The organism is Aquabacterium sp. TM01 (assembly GCF_057808345.1).
Genome location: NZ_AP046529.1, coordinates 902,366 through 919,000, shown reverse-complemented (window position 1 = coordinate 919,000; position 16,635 = coordinate 902,366). Strand labels below are relative to the sequence as shown.

The following is a 16,635-nucleotide window of genomic DNA, read 5'->3' as shown; positions in this document are numbered from 1 at the left end:
GGCAGGTACAGGGTCCGAAAAAAACAGCCGAGATGCGCTGTTGACGGTCACAGTGTTGGCCATGCCGGGACCTAACGTCTATTGAATATTTCCATTCGGTTATATGTCAGTTTGGTTATGCCGTACTAACCCTGAGCACCATTTAAGGGAAAACCCTCTCTGCATGCCCTCCCTTGGTGCGCAAGGGCTTTCCCCAATGCTGAAGCAGCACTCAGAGGGTGCAGAATCCCGTCACGCCGCCAGACAGTGCGCAAAATCACCCCGCAAACGGCATCAAATCATGCTAGGCACGATTTGTGCTTAAAAAACACATCTATTCATGCCATCGGGTGGAGCCGTTCTCCGCCCTTTGCCCGGACACCCCATGGCCCAACTCGACTGGTATCTCCGCGCCAACGTCAAACTGCGCCACCTGCAGCTGTTGGTCGCCCTCGATGACATGCGCAGCGTCGGCCGCGTGGCCGACTACCTCAACGTGACGCAACCGGCCATCTCCAAGACCCTGGCGGGACTGGAAAGCGGCCTGGAGGTCAAGCTGTTCGAGCGCACCGCCCGCGGCATGGAGCCCACCGAACACGGCAGCTGCCTGATCCGCCATGCGCGCAACATCCTCGACGAGATGGTTTCGCTGCGCTCCGAGCTGCTGGACATCACCGAGGGCCGGGTGACCAAGGTCACCATGGGCGTGCTGCCGGCGGCCACGGCCTCGCTGGTCCCCGAGTTCATTGCCCGGCTGGAAGCCGACTTTGCCGACGTGACCGCCTCGGTGCGCGAGGGCACGATGGAGTCGATGCTGCCCATGCTGCGCGCGGGCGACCTGGACCTGATCGTGGGCAACCTGCCACCGCGCCCGATGGGCGTCGAGTTCGGCACCGAGCTGCTGTACCGCGACCCGGTCGTGCTCGTGACCCGGGCCGGCCACCCGCTGACCGAGGAAACGCATCTCGGCTGGCCGATGCTGTCGCACTACCCCATGGTGCTGCCCCCCATCGGCACGTTCACGCGCAACCTGATCGACGACTTCATGCTGCAACACGAGGTCAACGTGCCGCGCCGGCACATCGATTCGGTCTCGACCCTGACCAACGTGGGCGTGCTGCAGCGCACCGATTCGGTCGGCTGCCTGTCGCGCGAGGTGGCACAGTACTTCCAGAACACCGGGGTGTTGCGCATCCTGCCGCTGGCCCTGCCCAACATCGACATGCATGTGGGCCTGGTGTGGATGGTGGAGCGCAAGATGACCAAGGCGCAGCAACAGGTGCGCGCGCTGTTCCGCGAGATCCGCGATGAGCTGCTCCACCAACGCGATCCCCATCACTCCGGCGCGCAGGTCTCTGCCACCGCCCTGGCTCTGACGCTGTGAGCCCGCCCCTGCCCCCACCGACAGACCCCATGGAAGACCTCGACACCCGCGTTCTCAGAACCTGCGCCCGCCTGCTCGACGAGGGGCGCAGCGCGATCCTCGTCACCGTGGCGAGGACCTGGGGCTCCTCCCCCCGCCCACCCGGTGCCTTGATGGTGCTGGGGCCCGATGGCCTGACCGTGGGCTCGGTATCGGGCGGATGCATTGAAGACGATCTGGTGGCGCGCCTGCGTGAAGCCGGCCCCGCGGCCTTGTGCCCCGACGGCCTGCCCCAGGTGCTGCGCTACGGCATCGACGAGGAGACGGCCCACCGCTATGGCCTGCCTTGCGGTGGCACCATCGAACTGGTGTTGGAGCCCTTGGCCGCACGCAGCCGCATCCACGCCTTGCTGGACGCCCTGCGCGCCCGCGAGGTGGTGCAGCGCGATCTGGACCTGCGCACGGGTGAAGTGACGCTGGACGCTGCACCCCACAGCGATGCGGTTCCCAGCCTGAGCGATGAACGCCTCAGCCTGGTGCTCGGCCCCCGTTACCGCTTGCTGGTGATCGGTGCAGGCGACCTGTCGCAGTACCTGTGCACCACGGCCCTGGGCCTGGGCTTTGACATCACCGTGTGCGACCCGCGCATCGAGCACAGACAAGGCTGGACCCTGAGTGGGGTGTCCTTGGTGAGCGAGATGCCCGATGACGTGGTGCAGACCCTGCGCCCCGATGAACGCACGGCGGTGATCGCCCTCACCCACGACCCCAAGCTCGACGATCTGGCCTTGATGGACGCCTTGAAGACAAAGGCTTTTTACGTGGGCGCCATTGGCTCGCGCCTGAACAACCAGCGTCGCCGTGAGCGCCTGCGTGAGCACTTCGACCTGACAGAGGCCGAGGTTGAACGCCTGCGTGGCCCGGCCGGCTTGTACATCGGCAGCAAGACACCAGCGGAAATCGCGCTGTCCATCCTGGCCGAGATCGTGGCGGCGAAGAACGGCATCGCGCTGCCCACGCAGATGCAGGTCGGCCACGCCAAGAACGCCCAGGACCGCAACCCGGCCCTGCTAGAGCCGTCCTGCACGCGGCACTGACACCCTGCGCAAAAAAAACGGGTCGGACTTTGCAGCCGACCCGAAAGGAGAACCCTGTAAAGACCAAAGAGCGAGGGGTGTCAGGCTGAATCAGTGCATTCAGCCTGACCTGATCGACGTGCGATCAGAAGGTGTGGTTGATACCGAAGCCGTAACCGGTGACACGCTTGTCGGTGGTCATGGAGTTGGTGGGCGTATCCCAGCTCTTGTCACGCGTGCCGAAGTTCGCGTACAGGTGGGTGCGCTTGCTCAGGAAGTGCTTGTAGCCCAGTTGCAGCACCTTGACGCTTTCGTCGTTGGCCAGCTGGCGCGTGTCAAACGAAGCCCAGATGCTGCCGGTGCTCACCGGCACGGTCACACCCAGGGAGTAGGCGTTCGAGTCTTCGTAGTTGCGGTCCTTCTGGAACAGCAAGGTGGCACGGGCAACGCCGAAGTCATACGCCAGACCCACTTGGCTCATCATCTCGTCGGGCACGTTGGTAGCGTTGGTGGCATCCAGCACCAATGAGCGAGGACGGGTGCCGTGACCCAGCGCAACCATCAGCGGGCCATTGGCGTACTGCACTGTCACGACCTGGTGGTTCTTGTTGCCCTTGATTTCCGACGGCGCATAGCCCACGGTGGCGCTGAAGCCCGAGAAGTTGGGCGTGCTGTAGGTGACCTGGTTGTTCACGGTCACGCCGCCGTTGTTCAGCGTGCCCTTGTCACCGGCCAGGAACGGCTGGTCACCCAGACCATCACCCAGGGTCGCGAAGCCGCTCACACCCTTGGTGTTGTTGGCGGTGTAGGCCAGGGCCTGCAGGAAGATGGGGTTGAGGCTCTTGCCAATGTTGATGGCGCCGAAGCCGCCGCTCAGGCCCACGAAGGAGCCGTCGTTGCCGACGCTGGAGCTGAAGCCGGTGTCGGCCGAGACCACGGTCTGGATGAAGAAGTTGGCCTTCAAGCCACCGCCCAGGTCCTCGACGCCGGCGATGCGGAAGAAGGTGTTGCTGCTGCGACCGGACTCGAGCTTGACCGGCTGACCCGAGCCGGACTTTTCAATGCTCATGTCCACCGCGCCACTGAAGGTCACGCTCGATTGGGCATATGCGGCCGAAGCCACCAGGGTTGCCAGCGCAATGACTGTCTTTTTCATGAATCACCTTTCCGTACGTGTGAATGAAGGGCCCCAAGGGGCTTGAAACTCTTGTGGCGTCCCGAGCGGTGACTGGCCGCCAATATTTCTGGGCCAGGCCGCGCCGGCTCAGATGCGATGGAGCGCACATCCGATCGGGACGTCTTGCAACGAAGAAGATTTGTCACAAGTGGGTTTCATTGTTCCGACACAAACAGTGAATGACCAATGAATTAAGACAACATCAAAATTTCCGATAAGTTATATCCAGACAAACCCACACGCCCTTTTCACCCAAAAGGAAAAAACCCGGCGGCAATATGCCAACCGGGCTCTCAATGGGGCGGGTTTTCCCTGTCATGGTGAATGCATTTCACCCATTTGGTGCGAGATATTCAAACCATGCTTCAACACCTGCTCGCAATTGATTATTCAGGTGACATCGGCCGTTGTTGTCAACCCACACCACCAAGCATCCAACCAGTTACCAGACCATATTCAAACCAGAGCAGGACGACCCGCTGCCACCCATTGCTCATATTCAACGCGACTTTCAGGCGTAGCCGGAAACAATCCGAATATGGAACGTCCACGGGCAATATGGGCAGCGGCAAATGCCTCATATTCGGCGGCCGCAAAGGCTTCGTCGGCCACTTCTTCCACCAGTTCACGCGGAATGGCCACCACACCCTCGCCATCGCCCACGATCACGTCACCGGGATAGATCGCCACCCCGGCGCACCCCACCGGCGCGTCAAACTCCACCGGGTGCAAGGCAATCGGTGTGGCCGGGCCAGAAGCCTGGCGCTGAAAACTCGGCAACCCTGTGGCAGCAATGCCCGGCACGTCCCGGAAGCCACCGTCGGTGACCACGCCAGCCACGCCGCGCATCTTCAAGCGCAGGGCCATCATGTCACCCATGCACGAGGCGCGGGCATCGCCGCCGGCGTCCATCACCAGCACCGCACCGGGGGGGCATTCTTCGATGGCGCGGCGGTGCAGGCCATCGTCACGCGCGTACAGCGCCATGCTGTCCTTGTCTTCGCGCGCGGGGATGAAGCGCAGGGTGAAGGCCGGCCCCACCATCGGTGTCTGGTCGGCCGCCACGCCTTGCACACCCAGCAGGAAGGTGTTGCGGTAGCCGCGCTTGAGCAAGGCGTTGCTGAGGGTGGCCGCGCCACAGCGCGACAGCTTGGCACGCAGTTCGTCGGAGATCGGTTGGTGTGGGGCGGGCTGGCTCATGCGGCCTCCTTCACGATGGGGTTGCGCAAGATGCCGACGCCTTCGAGTTCGATCTCGACAACGTCACCGTGTTTCATCCACACCTGCGGATCACGGCGCAGGCCCACGCCACCGGGGGTGCCCGTGACGATGACATCACCAGGCTCCAGCGTGGTGAAGGTGGAGCAAAACGCGATGAGCTGCGGGATGTTGAACATCATCAGGTCGGTGGTGGTGCGCTGCATCTCGACACCATTGAGGCGGCAGACCAGGCTGAGCACGCTGTCCGGCGCCAGCTCGTCGCTCGTCACCATCCAGGGACCAAAGGCGCCGGTGGCGGGAAAGTTCTTGCCCGGCGTCCATTGGCCGGAAGCCAGCTGCCAATCGCGCACCGAGCCGTCGTTGTAGCAGCTGATGCCGGCGATGTGGCTAAGGGCATCCGCCTCGGCAATGCGGCGGCCCGCGCGCCCGATGACCACGGCCAGTTCGGCCTCGTAGTCGAACTGGCTCGACTCACGCGGGCAGACCATCGGTTGGCCATGACCCACTTGCGACTGTGCAAAGCGGGTGAAGAATGGGGGCACGGTGGCTTCGGTCTTGTGCTGGCCTTCGAGGCGGTGGGCCACGTAGTTCAGGCCGGCGCACAGGATCTTGCCGGGGTTGGGGATGACGGGCAGGAACATCACGTCGTTGATGTGATGGTCGGGCGTGGCGCCTTCAACCAGCGGGGCGAAGCGGTCGAGCGAGCCGCCGCGCAGGGCTGTGCGCAGATCAGGACAGGTGGCGCCCAGGCGCATCCCCACGTCGATGATGTGGTCGCCCCGGACGACCCCGAAACTGCTGCCCATGGGGCTGGCAAATGACATCCATTTCATACAGGTGCTCCTTGTTCAAGATTCGGTGCGCAAGGCCATGGCAAGAGCACGACCGGCCGCCACGCGCACCAGTTGGGCGCGGTAAGCGGGTGTGGCGTGCAGATCGCCATTGAGGCCTTCGGGCGACTGGGTGCAGGCGCTCAGGGCCTGCGGCAAGAAATCGGCAGACAGGACCGCTTCCATCTCGCGATGGCGGAACACGCAGGGACCGGCGCCGTTGACGGCCACGCGCACCACCCCGGGCGCCATCTCGGCGATGAAGCAGCCGGTGGTGACATAGCCCGAGGCCAGGTTGGGCATCTTGCAGTAGCCGGCTCGGCGTGGCCGCGGAAAGCGGATGCGCAGCACCAGCTCGCCGTGTTCCAACGCGGTGCTGTACAGGCCGGTGAAGAAGTCATCGGCCGGGATCACACGCGCCGTGGTCTGCACCTCGGCACCCAGGCCCACGAGGGCGGCTGGATAGTCGGCGGCGGGGTCGTTGTTGGCGATCGAGCCACCCATGGTGCCGACGTGGCGCACCTGCGGGTGGGCAATGCCGCTGGCCAGGTGCGTCAAGGCAGGGATGGCGGCGGCGATGCCTGGGTGTGAGGCGGTCTCGGCGTGGCGGGTCATGGCGCCCACGCTGACGTGCGTGTCGTTCACTTCGATGCCGCGCAGCTCGGGCAGGGCCTGCAGGTCCACCAGCAGCGTGGGACGTGCCAGGCGCTGCTTGAGCGTCGGGATCAGGGTCTGGCCACCCGACAAGGGCTTGGCCTCCGGGTCGCTGCGCAACACGGACAGGGCCTCGGCCAGGGTGGCGGGCTTCACATAGTCAAAATCCACCATGCTCAGCCCCCGGTGCAGGCGGCGCGCGGTGCACCGCACGATTCGGGGCAACGCTGGGCCACATCGGCAATCGCTTCCACGATGTTCTGGTAGCCCGTGCAGCGGCACAGATTGCCTTCCAGCTCATGGCGGATGGTGCGCTCGTCGCACGCCTTGCCGCGGCGGACGATGTCGACACCCTGCATGATCATGCCGGGGGTGCAGTAGCCGCATTGCAGCGCATGGTGGGTCTGGAAGGCCTGCTGCATGGGGTGCATCTGCGTGGGCGAGCCCAGGCCTTCGATGGTGGTGACCTGGCCGCCATCGGCCTGCACGGCCAGCATGGTGCAGGACTTCACGGCACGGCCATCGAGGTGCACGGTGCAGCAGCCGCATTGCGTGGTGTCACAGCCCACGTGGGCGCCGGTGAGGCCGCAGTGCTCGCGCAGGAACTTCACCAGCAAGGTGCGGGGCTCGACCTCGTGCGTCTGCACGATGCCGTTGACGGTGAGGGAGATCTGGGGCATGGGAAACCTGTTGTCTGCGTGTCGGTCGGGCAAGAAGGACCTGAGGCGTGGGCCTCAGTGCGTGCCCAGGTAGGCCGCCAGCAAGGCGATGACGCTGACGGTGAACGCCCAGGTCCACGCTGGCATCTGCACGCTGACGACCGAACCCAGTCCGACGCCCCCCACGGCCACCGGGGCCATCGCTGCCGCAGCGGCAGGGGCCGCAATCGGGGCGGACCCGACGCTGGCCGGCGTGGTGGCAGCCGACGCCACCGAGGCGACCGCCTGAGGGGCCGGCGCCTGCATGGCCTGCACCAGGCGCTCGAAGAACTGCTTGGACATGTGGGCGGCCGCGGCGTCTACCAAGCGTGAGCCGATCTGCGCCAGACGGCCCCCGATCTCGGCCTGGGTGCGGTAGACCAGGCGGGTCTCCGATTCGGAGACAGCCTCCAGGTCGACCTCGGCACTGCCCTTGGCAAAGCCGGCCATGCCGCCATGCCCTTCAAAGCTCAGCGTGTAGCGCGTGGGCGCTTGCAGGTCCAGCTGTTGCAGGCGGCCTTTGAAGCGAGCCTTGACGGGCCCCACGGCGGCCATCACGGTGACCGCGAACACCCCCTGTCCCTGGTCTTCAATGGCTTCGCACCCGGGGATGGCGGCTTGCAAGATGGCCGGGTTCATCAGGGCGGCCCAGACACGCTCGCGCGACTGGGGAATGACTTGTGCTCCACTCAGCTCCATGGCGGTGGTCCTCTCTCTACGCGTGCTTCACAGGGGGGGCAAATCGGCCGGTCGCTTGGTCTGCCAGCGGAAGGGTCGGATATCGATGTGGGCAGACAGGCCAGCGTGCTCGAAGGGGTCGTCCTGCACCATGGCGCGGACATCGTCTTCGTTCTCGGCTTCGATGACCATCAGGCCGCCACAGCCTTGGCCGTTGGCATCCAGCACCGGGCCACCCAGGCGCACGCGGGCGCTGAAGCGGTCCATGTAGGCGCGGTGGGCGGGGCGCACGGCCTCGCGGATGGCAGGGGCCTGGCCGTCGGTGCGGTCCAGTCGGTAGACCATGTACAGATTCATTGCGTGTTCTCCACAGCCCGGGCGGCACGTGCCGCCTGGATGGCTTGCCACACCACCAGCGGCGTGGCGGGCGTTTCGATGTCGGTGATGCCCAGAGGTTTGAGCGCGTCGACGATGGCGGTCACGATCGCGGGCGGCAGGCCCACGGTGCCGGTCTCGGCGCCGCCCTTGACCCCGAGGGGGTTGGTGCGCGTGGGCACCGGGTGCATGGCCAGCTTGAAGCGCGGGAAGTCGGCCGCGTGGGGCATGGCGTAGTCGGTGAAGGAGCCGGTCAGCAGCTGCCCGTCGGGCGCATGCACGATCTTTTCCTTGAGCACCTGCCCGGCGGCTTGTGCGATGCCGCCATGGATCTGCCCTTCCAGCACCAGTGGGTTGATGACCGTGCCGACGTCGTCCACGGCGGACACGGCGTCCAGCGTCACCACCCCGGTCTCGGGGTCGACCTCGACCTCGGCCAGGTAACAGCCGTTCGGGTAGTTCTGCGGGTTGGCGTTGAAGTAGCCGCGGCCCTCCAGGCCGTTCCACAGATCGGCCGGCAAGGGCTTGGGCGTGCCCCAGGCGTAGGTGGTGCGTGCCACACGGTCGAGGGTGATCTGCTGGTCGCTGCCCTCGACGTGGTACACGCCGCGCTCAAAGCGCAAGGCCGTCTCGGGCACGTCGAGCAAGATGGCCGCCACACGGCGCCCCTTCTCGATGACCTCGTCACACGCGGCTTTCAGGGCCGAGCCGCCCACGGTCATGCTGCGTGAGCCAAAACTGCCGCGTCCGTTGGCGATCTTGTCGGTGTCGCCCTGTAGGAAGTGGATGCGCTCGATCGGCACGCCCAGCCACTCGTGGATCATCTGGGGGTAGCTCGTTTCGTGACCCTGTCCATACGAGAAGGTGCCGGCCAGGATGGTCAGGCCGCCTGTGGCGTCGAAACGGATCTCCATGCGGTCACTGATGGTGGCGCACACCTCGATGTACATCGACAGGCCACGGCCGCGCAGCAGGCCCTTGGCCTCGCTGGCGCGGCGGCGCGCCTCAAAGCCATCCCAGTCAGCCAGCACCAGGGCCTTGTCGAGGATGGCCTCGAACTCGCCACAGTCGTAGGTTTCGGCGATGGCCGTGCGGTAAGGCATCTGCTCGGGGCGGATGAAGTTGCGGCGGCGGATCTCGATCGGGTCCATGCCCAGCTCGGCCGCGGCCAGCTCCATCATGCGTTCGACCACCAGGGTCGATTCCGGACGTCCGGCGCCTCGGTAGGTGGTCAGCGTGCGGCTGTGCGTGAAGATGCCCTGGATGGTGACGTGCATGGCCGGGAAGGCGTACACGCCCGACAACATGCGTGAGCCGACCAGCGGCGGGTGCGCGGTCGAGGGCCCGAGCTGGCACCCCAGGTTGTGGTTCAGCACCACGCGCAGGCCCAGCACGGTGCCATCGGCGCGCAAGGCCATCTCGGCATCTGCGATCTGGTCGCGGCCGTTGAAGTCGGACAGGAAGGCTTCGCTGCGGTCGCACACCCATTTGACCGGGCGGCCGACACGCTGCGCGGCCCACACCACCAGGATCTCTTCCGGGTAGAGACCTCCCTTGGTGCCGAAGCCGCCGCCCACATCGCCGGCAACCACGTGCACGCGGTGTGCGGGCACACGGATGATGTGCTCGGCCAGCAGCAGGCGGATGCGGTGCGGGTTGGCGGTGGAGCTGGTCAGGTGCCAGCGCTGCGTGCCCTGGTCGTAATGGCCCAGGCAGGTGCGCGGCTCCAGCGGGTTGCCGGCCACGCGCTGGCTGCGGATGCGGGCGCACACCACGCGATCGGCCTGCGCGAACGCGGCATCGGTTTGGACGGCATCGCCCAGTTCGTGCACGAAGCAGCGGTTGCCCTCGGCCTGCGGCCACACCAGCGGGGCCCCCGGCGCGATGGCGTCTTCCACGGTGGGCGCAGCGGGCAGCGCTTCGTACTCGACGACGATGCGCTCGGCCGCGTCCATGGCCGCTGCAAGCGTCTCCGCCACGACAAAGGCCACGCCCGAGCCAATGGCCAGGACACGGTCCTGAGCCAGGGGCGGAAACGGCGTGGCATGGTAAGTCTTGCCCGTGATGGTGGGCGGGATGCTCAGGCAGGGGATGTCGCCCCAGCCATCTTGCGCGTAATCGTCGGCGGTCAACACCGCCAGGATGCCGGGCACCGTCAGGGCCCCGCTGACATCGATGCGACGGATGCGGGCATGGGCCACATCCGAGCGCAGCACATGGCCATAGGCCTGGCCGTGCATGCGCACATCGTCGGCATAGCGACCGCGACCGGTCACCATCCTCACATCTTCACGGCGCGGCAGGGGCGCGCCGATCCCGCAAGACGAAGGAGACTGGGAAACAGCGTTCATCCGTGCCTCACGCCGCAGCCTGCACCTGGACGTAGCGGCCCTTGTGATAAACCAACGGTTGAGGCTCGACCGGCGCATTGATCAGCTGGCGCACCTCGCCCACATACAGCGTGTGGTCGCCACAGGCATAGCTGTGACGCACATCGGCGGTCAGTTGCACGTCGGCCTCGGCCAGCACAGGCACGCCGCCCAGGAATTCAAATTGGGGGGCGTAGCCTTCCACGCCCCGGCCCGAAAAATGGTTGCTCGCCGACTGTTGGCGGCTGCCCAGGATGCTGACCCCGAACACGCTGGAGTCCTTGATCTTGTCGTGCATGCGCGCGGTGTGCGCGATGGAGACAATGACCAGAGGCGGCTCCAGCGAGCCGGACATGAAGGCCGTGGCCGTCATGGCGTGGGCATCCTCGCCCACTTTGGTCGTGATCACCACCACGCCGGCGGCAAACCGCCCCATCGCATCCCGAAAGTCTCTGGACGTGAACGGAGAGGCTGGCGCGACGGTCGCACTGGCTTCTGTGTGTTTCAGTTCGATGGGGGGCATGACAAGCTCCAAACGCAATGGCAATCAATCAGGTGGCTCAGGCCTTGGTACCGCTGCCGGCCATGGCCACAGCCTGAATTTCCAGCTTGATGTCGCCTTGGGCCAAGCTCGAAACTTGGATCAGGGTCGAGCAAGGGAAGTCGCCTGTGAAGAACTCCTGGCGAGCACGCCAGATTTCCTTGTTGTCGGCCATGTTGACCACGAAGATGGTCATGTTGACCACATCTTCCATGCCAGAGCCCGCCGCTTCCAGGCAGCTCTTGATCTTCTGGAAGATGATCTTGGCTTGTTCGTAAGCACTGCCTTCGCCTTGAATGGTCTTCAGGTCATTGGCGCGGGAGGTGAAGCCCGACAGCCAGATCTGGTCGCCAACACGGATGCAGTTGGACCAGTGGCCGGGAGGGTATTCGGCGACATCCGGGGAGATGAAACGTTGCTTTTTCAAAGACATGGGAAACCTTTCAACAAGGATTGAAGTCAAGGGGAAGGGAAAACTCAGTCAAAGAACGTCTTGGGGGGCTGCATGCCCCACTGGGTCGTCTCGTCCGCCGCCACGGCATAGCGCACCGGCTGGTAGTGGATGTTGGAGACGTCCCCATCGGTGTAGTGCTCGACACGGAAGCCAAAGGAATCCTTCCAGTAGTCGAAGATCTGGCTGCCCACCAGGTGGCGGCCGACGCCGCATTCCAACTCATGGCCACGCTCCAGCAGGTAGTCGTGCGCCCCCATCAGCGCGTCGATGTCCTGCATCTCGAAGCTGCAGTGGTGCACGCCCGTATCGGCGGGGTTGCGCGACTGGGTGATGAGCATGAAGTGGTGGTCCACCGGCGTTTCGCCCTGGTTGAAGCGCAGGAAGGTGCCGATCACCTTGCTCTCGTCGCCCGGCACGCACAGGTAGTCCGAATCCAGCACGCCAAAGCGTTCACGGAACCAGAGCAGCGTGTCGTCGTGGCTGGCGCAGCGCAAACCGAAGTGGCCAATGCGCAGTACCAGTCCGGGCTCACGCTTGGGACGCAAGGAGTAGTTGACGCGCGTTTTCACCGTGCCCGCATTGAAGGCATTGGGCTCACGCAAGAGCAGCGCCTGAGCAGGCGTCTGACCCCACACCCCATCGAGCGGCACGCCGTCCGGGGTGTGCATGCGCACGCGCCAACCGCCACCAGGCATGTCGGTGATGGGCTCCACCGCCGACGAACCCGGCAAGGCTGCCAGTGCCTCCAGATCGGCCTTCGAGGCCATCTGCATCGCACCGCCCACGAAGCGGTTCTCCGCCCCCTTGCGCGTCACATGGATGAAAGGGGCCGAGGAGGCGCCGCGCATGAACAGCGCGTCACCACGCCTCTCGGCGGTGACCAGACCGAATTCCTGCATGAAGCTTTCCATGCGGTCAAGATCGGTGGCCTGGTAAACGACGTAGGCGACGTCGATGGCGGTGGGCATCGTCAAAGCTCCTTGTGTGGGTGCAGCCGTCGATCAGGCCTTCTTGTTGCGCAGGTAGCTCACGTCATCGTTGTTGATGAGGTCAGGCGTGGTCCAGCCGTTGAGGTCGTACTCGCCCATGCAGCGGTCCACCAGCGCCTCCATGTTGGCCATGTCGCCGCTGCCCTGGGCTTCCCACAGGTTGGCCAGGCGGGTCACGTCGTTGGAGCCCAGGTAGTTGATTTCGTACAGCTCGCTGCGGCCACCGAACTCGGTGCCGATGCAGTCCCACAGCAGCTTCATGACCTTGACACGCTGTTCGGCGTCCACACCGCCCGAGCCGCGCACGAAGCGGTCCAGGTAGCCACGCAGCTCAGGCTGCTTGAAGTCGTCGGCGTGCGAAGGCAGGTAGATCAGGCCGCTCGACACGCTGGCTTCGATGATCTGCTTGATCATCGGGAAAGCGATCTGCGAGATCGTGCGGTAGGCTGCACCGTAGCGAGCGTCCGGCTGCACCATGCCATTCCAAGGGATGTTGCTCTTGGCCATGGCGTCGGACAGACCCCACATGGTGTTGCGCCAGGCGACCACTTCACCGAAGCGCGACTGCACGCCGTGGAAGCTCTTGCTGCCGGTGATGCTCAGCGCCTTGGACAGCACGCCGGTCATGAAGTCCAGCTTAACGGCCAGACGGGTGCAACCGTGCATGGCGGCGCGGGCATTGAAGCCGGAGTCCGGCGCGAAGCGGTTGGCCAGGTCAACGTTGTTGTGCATGAACACGTCTTCCCAGGGTACGAACACGTTGTCCAGCACCAGGATGGCGTCGTTCTCGTCCATGCGCGAGGACAGCGGGTAGTCGAACGGGCTGCCCATCACCGCGGCACGCTGCTCGTTGGACATGCGCGAGATCATCTTCACGCCGGGCGCACCGGTCGGCACGATGAACACGGGGGCGTAGGAGCCGTCCTTGATGGGAATCTGGCCGGCGTGGGCCACGAAGGTGAAGTGGGTCAGGGCCGAGGCCGTGGCCACCACCTTGGCGCCGCTCACATAGATGCCGGCATCGGTTTCACGCACGACGCGGATGAACACGTCATTGGTGTCGGCCGTCGGCTTGTCGCGGTCCACCGGCGGGTTCATGATCGCGTGGTTGATGTAGGCGGTACGTTCCTGGGCCTTGCGGTACCAGGCCGTGGCGTTGGCCTCATAGCCCTTGTAGAAGGCGGCGTTGGCACCCAGCGTAGCCAGGAACGAGCCCTTGTAGTCCGGCGAACGGCCCATCCAACCGTAGGAGATGCGCTGCGACTCGGCCACGGCGTCACGGGCGGCAACTTGCTCGGCCACGTTCATCGGAGCGCGGAAGTAACGGTGGGTGTAGCCACCCCATTCGGTTTCAGTCGTCAGCACGTCGCGGCGGGCCGGGTCATGCAGCGAATCGTAGAAGCGCGCGACCATGCGGGCCGAGTTGCGGAAGGCCGGGTGCTCGGCAATGTTCTTGACGCGCTCGCCGTAGATCCAGACCTCGCGGCCGTCGTTGAGGCTCTCGAGGTATTCCTTGCCGGTGTAAGGAATCAGCGCAGCTTTGTTCATGGGTGCATTCATGATGTGTCTCGCTCGGTAAAGTCAGTAGGAACAGACAGGGGGTTGAGAAGGAAGGTCGGTGACCTTGGGGTCAATGACGGGACAGGGCCATGGCGAAGATCAGGATCGCGCCGATGGACATGGTTTGGGCATAGGCGCCGACCTGCATCAGGTTCAGGCCGTTCTGGACCAGCATGATCAGCAGGGTGCCGATCAGCACGGTGAAGGTGCGTCCCTGGCCACCGGCCAAGCTCACGCCGGCAATCACGCAGGCGGCAATTGATTCGAGGGGCAGGCTGGCGCCGATGTTCGACTCACCGGTGTCCAGGCGGGCGGTCAACAAGATGCCGGCCAGCATGGCCATCAGGCTCGACAGGATGAAGGCGATGATGGTGACGCGGGTGGTGTTGACCCCGGACAGCTCGGCGGCGCGGGCATTGCCGCCCGTGGCATACAGGTGGCGACCAAAGCGCGACCACTCCAGCAGCACATAGGTCAACACCACCAGCAGCAGGGCCACCAGCGACGGGATGGGCATGCCGGCAAACTGGCCGTAGCCGAAGATCTGACCCAGCTCAGGCGGCAGACCGTAGATGGGCACGCCACCGCTGACCAGCAAGGTGATGCCAAACAGCACCGACGACAGGCCCAGCGTCATCATGAACGGCGGGATCTTGAACCAGGTGGAGCCGATACCGTTGATGACACCCACGAGCAGGGCGATGACGATTCCCGAGGCCAGGCCCGCCGCGATGGCCAGACCCGGTGAATCCGGCATAGCGGCGTACACCGCGGCCATCACCGTGGCACTCACAACCGAGGTCAGTGACACCACCGCGCCGACCGACAGGTCCAGCCCGCCGCAGATCAGCACAATGAGCTGGCCCAGCGCCACGATCAACAGGTACACCGACTGGCGCGACACATTGGTCAGGTTGTCGCTCGACAGGAAGCCGGGGGCCTGCCACGAGAACCAGATCAAGGCGGCCACGAACATCACGGGCAGCGCCAGTTGCTGGCGGTTGCGCTGCAGCCAGGGCAGCAGCTTGAAAGAGGGCGCGACGGGTTCCGGCGTCACAGACAGGGCAGCGGTGGGAGGGGATTGCATGGCAAGTCCTTGGAAGAATCAAAAAAACTTTTCGAGAATGCGGTGCTCGTCGTACTCGGCGCGCTGGAACTCGGCCACGATGCGGCCCTCGTTCATCACCAGCATCCGGTGCGTCATGCCCATCAACTCGGGCAGGTCGGACGACACCATCACGATGGCGGCCCCGGCGGCGCTCAGCTCGCCCAGGCACTGGTAGATCGCCAGGCGGGCCCCGATGTCGACCCCCACCGTGGGCTCGTCGAACAGGTACACCTCAATGTCCTGCGCCAGGCCCTTGGCCAACAGCACCTTTTGCTGGTTGCCACCGGAGAAGTTGCCCACCGGCTCACTGAGGCGTTGCTTGGGAAACTCCACACGGCCTGCCACGTCGTGCAGCATGGCGCGTTCACGCTTGGGCTTGAGCCAGCGGCTCGCAAACGAGCCCCACACCAGCCCCGACAGCGACATGTTCTCGCGCGCCGGGCGGCCGAGCGCCAAACCTTCGTTCTTTCGGTCGGACGGGCTGTACCAGATCTTGCTGGCGATTGCATCGGCCGGGCGGCGCAAGCGCAGCGCCTGACCATCCAGACGGATCTCGCCCTTTTGCAGGCGGTGCAGACCGAAGCAGGCCTGCGCCAACTCGCTCTTGCCACATCCCACCAGGCCGGCGATGCCGACGATCTCACCGGCGCGTACCTGCAGGCTGGCATCGCGCACCGCGACCTGACCCACCTGGTGACGCAGGGTCACATGGTCCATGACCAGGCGCTCCGGCCCAAACTCGTCGCGCAGCACCGGGTAGATCTTGGCCATCGTGCGGCCGGTCATCAGCTCAATGAGCTTGCTCTCCGGCGTGCTCGCCGGCACCGTGGCCACCAGACGGCCATCGCGCAACACCGTCACCTCGTCACCCAGCAGCGGGATCTCGTGCATGCGGTGGGTGATGTAGACGATGGCGGTGCCCTGGTCCTTGAGCTGGCGCACCAGCTTGAACAGGGACTGTGCATCGTGCTCGGACAGTGACGCTGTGGGCTCGTCCAGGATCAGCACCTTTGGACGGTGGCGCAGCGCTTTGCAGATCTCGACCATCTGCTGCTTGCCACGCGGCAAGGTCTCGACACGGGTGTCAGGGTCCAGGTCGAAGCCCAGCACCTGGATCAAACGTTGAGCCTCTTCCCGTGCCTTGCTCGGCGACAGGATCACTCCCACCGTCAAAGGCTCCTCACCCAGGGTGATGTTGTCGGCCACACTCAACATCGGGATCAACGAGAACTCCTGGAACACGGCGCGCACGCCGTGTTGCCGGGACTCGGACACGGAGCGAAACGCGCCCCGGAAACCTGCCACCTCGATCTCCCCTTCGCTGGGCTCACGGGCGCCCGCCAGCATCGAGATCAGGGTGGACTTGCCAGCCCCGTTCTCGCCGAACAGCACGTGCACCTGGCCGGCGCGCACGCTGAAGCTGACGTCATGGAGTGCCAGATGCTGGCCGTAGCGCTTGCTCAGGCCATGGGCTTGCAGCACGGGCTGCTCGACCACATCGACGCGGGTGGGATGAAGCATGGTGACAGGTCTCTCAGAGGGTTCAGCGGTCCACGTTCAGCA

At 64.9% G+C, this 16,635-nt stretch carries 16 protein-coding genes; 2 read left to right on the top strand and 14 right to left on the bottom strand.

Features of this window, described 5'->3' with window-relative positions; translation table 11 throughout:
- Positions 1–364 precede the first annotated feature (364 nt).
- Together AC3WW4_RS04265 and AC3WW4_RS04260 are read left to right on the top strand one after the other, a co-directional pair.
- Entirely contained in the window at positions 365–1,363 is a 999-nt protein-coding gene (locus AC3WW4_RS04265; protein WP_488827139.1) for a LysR substrate-binding domain-containing protein, read from the top strand.
- 29 nt (positions 1,364–1,392) lie between these two features.
- On the top strand, positions 1,393–2,439 hold the full coding sequence (locus tag AC3WW4_RS04260) for an XdhC family protein (protein WP_488827138.1): 1,047 nt from the start codon (positions 1,393–1,395) through the stop codon (positions 2,437–2,439).
- Positions 2,440–2,563: 124 nt separating this feature from the next.
- Here AC3WW4_RS04260 and AC3WW4_RS04255 read toward each other — a convergent pair whose 3' ends face one another.
- The 14 genes from AC3WW4_RS04255 to AC3WW4_RS04190 all read right to left on the bottom strand — a co-directional run bounded on the left by AC3WW4_RS04255 (position 2,564) and on the right by AC3WW4_RS04190 (position 16,593).
- Positions 2,564–3,574 (bottom strand): porin, encoded by a 1,011-nt coding sequence (locus AC3WW4_RS04255; protein WP_488827137.1) that lies wholly within the window; start codon positions 3,572–3,574, stop codon positions 2,564–2,566.
- Between the two features lie 477 nt (positions 3,575–4,051).
- Complete coding sequence (locus AC3WW4_RS04250) at positions 4,052–4,795, bottom strand: RraA family protein (RefSeq protein WP_488827136.1); 744 nt, start codon at positions 4,793–4,795, stop codon at positions 4,052–4,054.
- Positions 4,792–5,649 carry a fumarylacetoacetate hydrolase family protein gene (locus AC3WW4_RS04245; protein WP_488827135.1) on the bottom strand — a complete coding sequence of 286 codons (858 nt, stop codon included), beginning with the start codon at positions 5,647–5,649 and terminating at the stop codon, positions 4,792–4,794. The genes AC3WW4_RS04250 and AC3WW4_RS04245 overlap by 4 nt, the downstream gene beginning before the upstream one ends.
- A 15-nt stretch (positions 5,650–5,664) precedes the next feature.
- Positions 5,665–6,474, bottom strand: coding sequence for an FAD binding domain-containing protein (locus AC3WW4_RS04240; protein ID WP_488827134.1), 810 nt, complete (start codon positions 6,472–6,474; stop codon positions 5,665–5,667).
- 2 nt (positions 6,475–6,476) lie between these two features.
- Positions 6,477–6,980 (bottom strand): (2Fe-2S)-binding protein, encoded by a 504-nt coding sequence (locus tag AC3WW4_RS04235; RefSeq protein WP_488827133.1) that lies wholly within the window; start codon positions 6,978–6,980, stop codon positions 6,477–6,479.
- Between the two features lie 54 nt (positions 6,981–7,034).
- Entirely contained in the window at positions 7,035–7,697 is a 663-nt protein-coding gene (locus tag AC3WW4_RS04230) for an SRPBCC family protein (RefSeq protein WP_488827132.1), read from the bottom strand.
- Between the two features lie 27 nt (positions 7,698–7,724).
- On the bottom strand, positions 7,725–8,033 hold the full coding sequence (locus tag AC3WW4_RS04225) for a YciI family protein (RefSeq protein WP_488827131.1): 309 nt from the start codon (positions 8,031–8,033) through the stop codon (positions 7,725–7,727).
- Entirely contained in the window at positions 8,030–10,402 is a 2,373-nt protein-coding gene (locus tag AC3WW4_RS04220) for a xanthine dehydrogenase family protein molybdopterin-binding subunit (RefSeq protein ID WP_488827130.1), read from the bottom strand. Before AC3WW4_RS04220 ends, AC3WW4_RS04225 begins: the two co-directional genes overlap by 4 nt.
- 7 nt (positions 10,403–10,409) lie before the next feature.
- Positions 10,410–10,943, bottom strand: coding sequence for a flavin reductase family protein (locus AC3WW4_RS04215; RefSeq protein ID WP_488827129.1), 534 nt, complete (start codon positions 10,941–10,943; stop codon positions 10,410–10,412).
- Positions 10,944–10,980: 37 nt separating this feature from the next.
- Positions 10,981–11,394 carry a RidA family protein gene (locus tag AC3WW4_RS04210; protein WP_488827128.1) on the bottom strand — a complete coding sequence of 138 codons (414 nt, stop codon included), beginning with the start codon at positions 11,392–11,394 and terminating at the stop codon, positions 10,981–10,983.
- Between the two features lie 44 nt (positions 11,395–11,438).
- Positions 11,439–12,383, bottom strand: a complete 945-nt coding sequence (locus AC3WW4_RS04205) for a VOC family protein (RefSeq protein WP_488827127.1) — start codon at positions 12,381–12,383, stop codon at positions 11,439–11,441.
- 33 nt (positions 12,384–12,416) lie between these two features.
- Complete coding sequence (locus AC3WW4_RS04200) at positions 12,417–13,952, bottom strand: 4-hydroxyphenylacetate 3-hydroxylase N-terminal domain-containing protein (protein ID WP_488827126.1); 1,536 nt, start codon at positions 13,950–13,952, stop codon at positions 12,417–12,419.
- Positions 13,953–14,034: 82 nt separating this feature from the next.
- Complete coding sequence (locus AC3WW4_RS04195; RefSeq protein WP_488827125.1) at positions 14,035–15,051, bottom strand: ABC transporter permease; 1,017 nt, start codon at positions 15,049–15,051, stop codon at positions 14,035–14,037.
- Between the two features lie 18 nt (positions 15,052–15,069).
- Positions 15,070–16,593: a sugar ABC transporter ATP-binding protein gene (locus AC3WW4_RS04190; protein WP_488827124.1), complete on the bottom strand. Its 1,524-nt coding sequence runs from the start codon at positions 16,591–16,593 to the stop codon at positions 15,070–15,072.
- Positions 16,594–16,635: the final 42 nt, after the last annotated feature.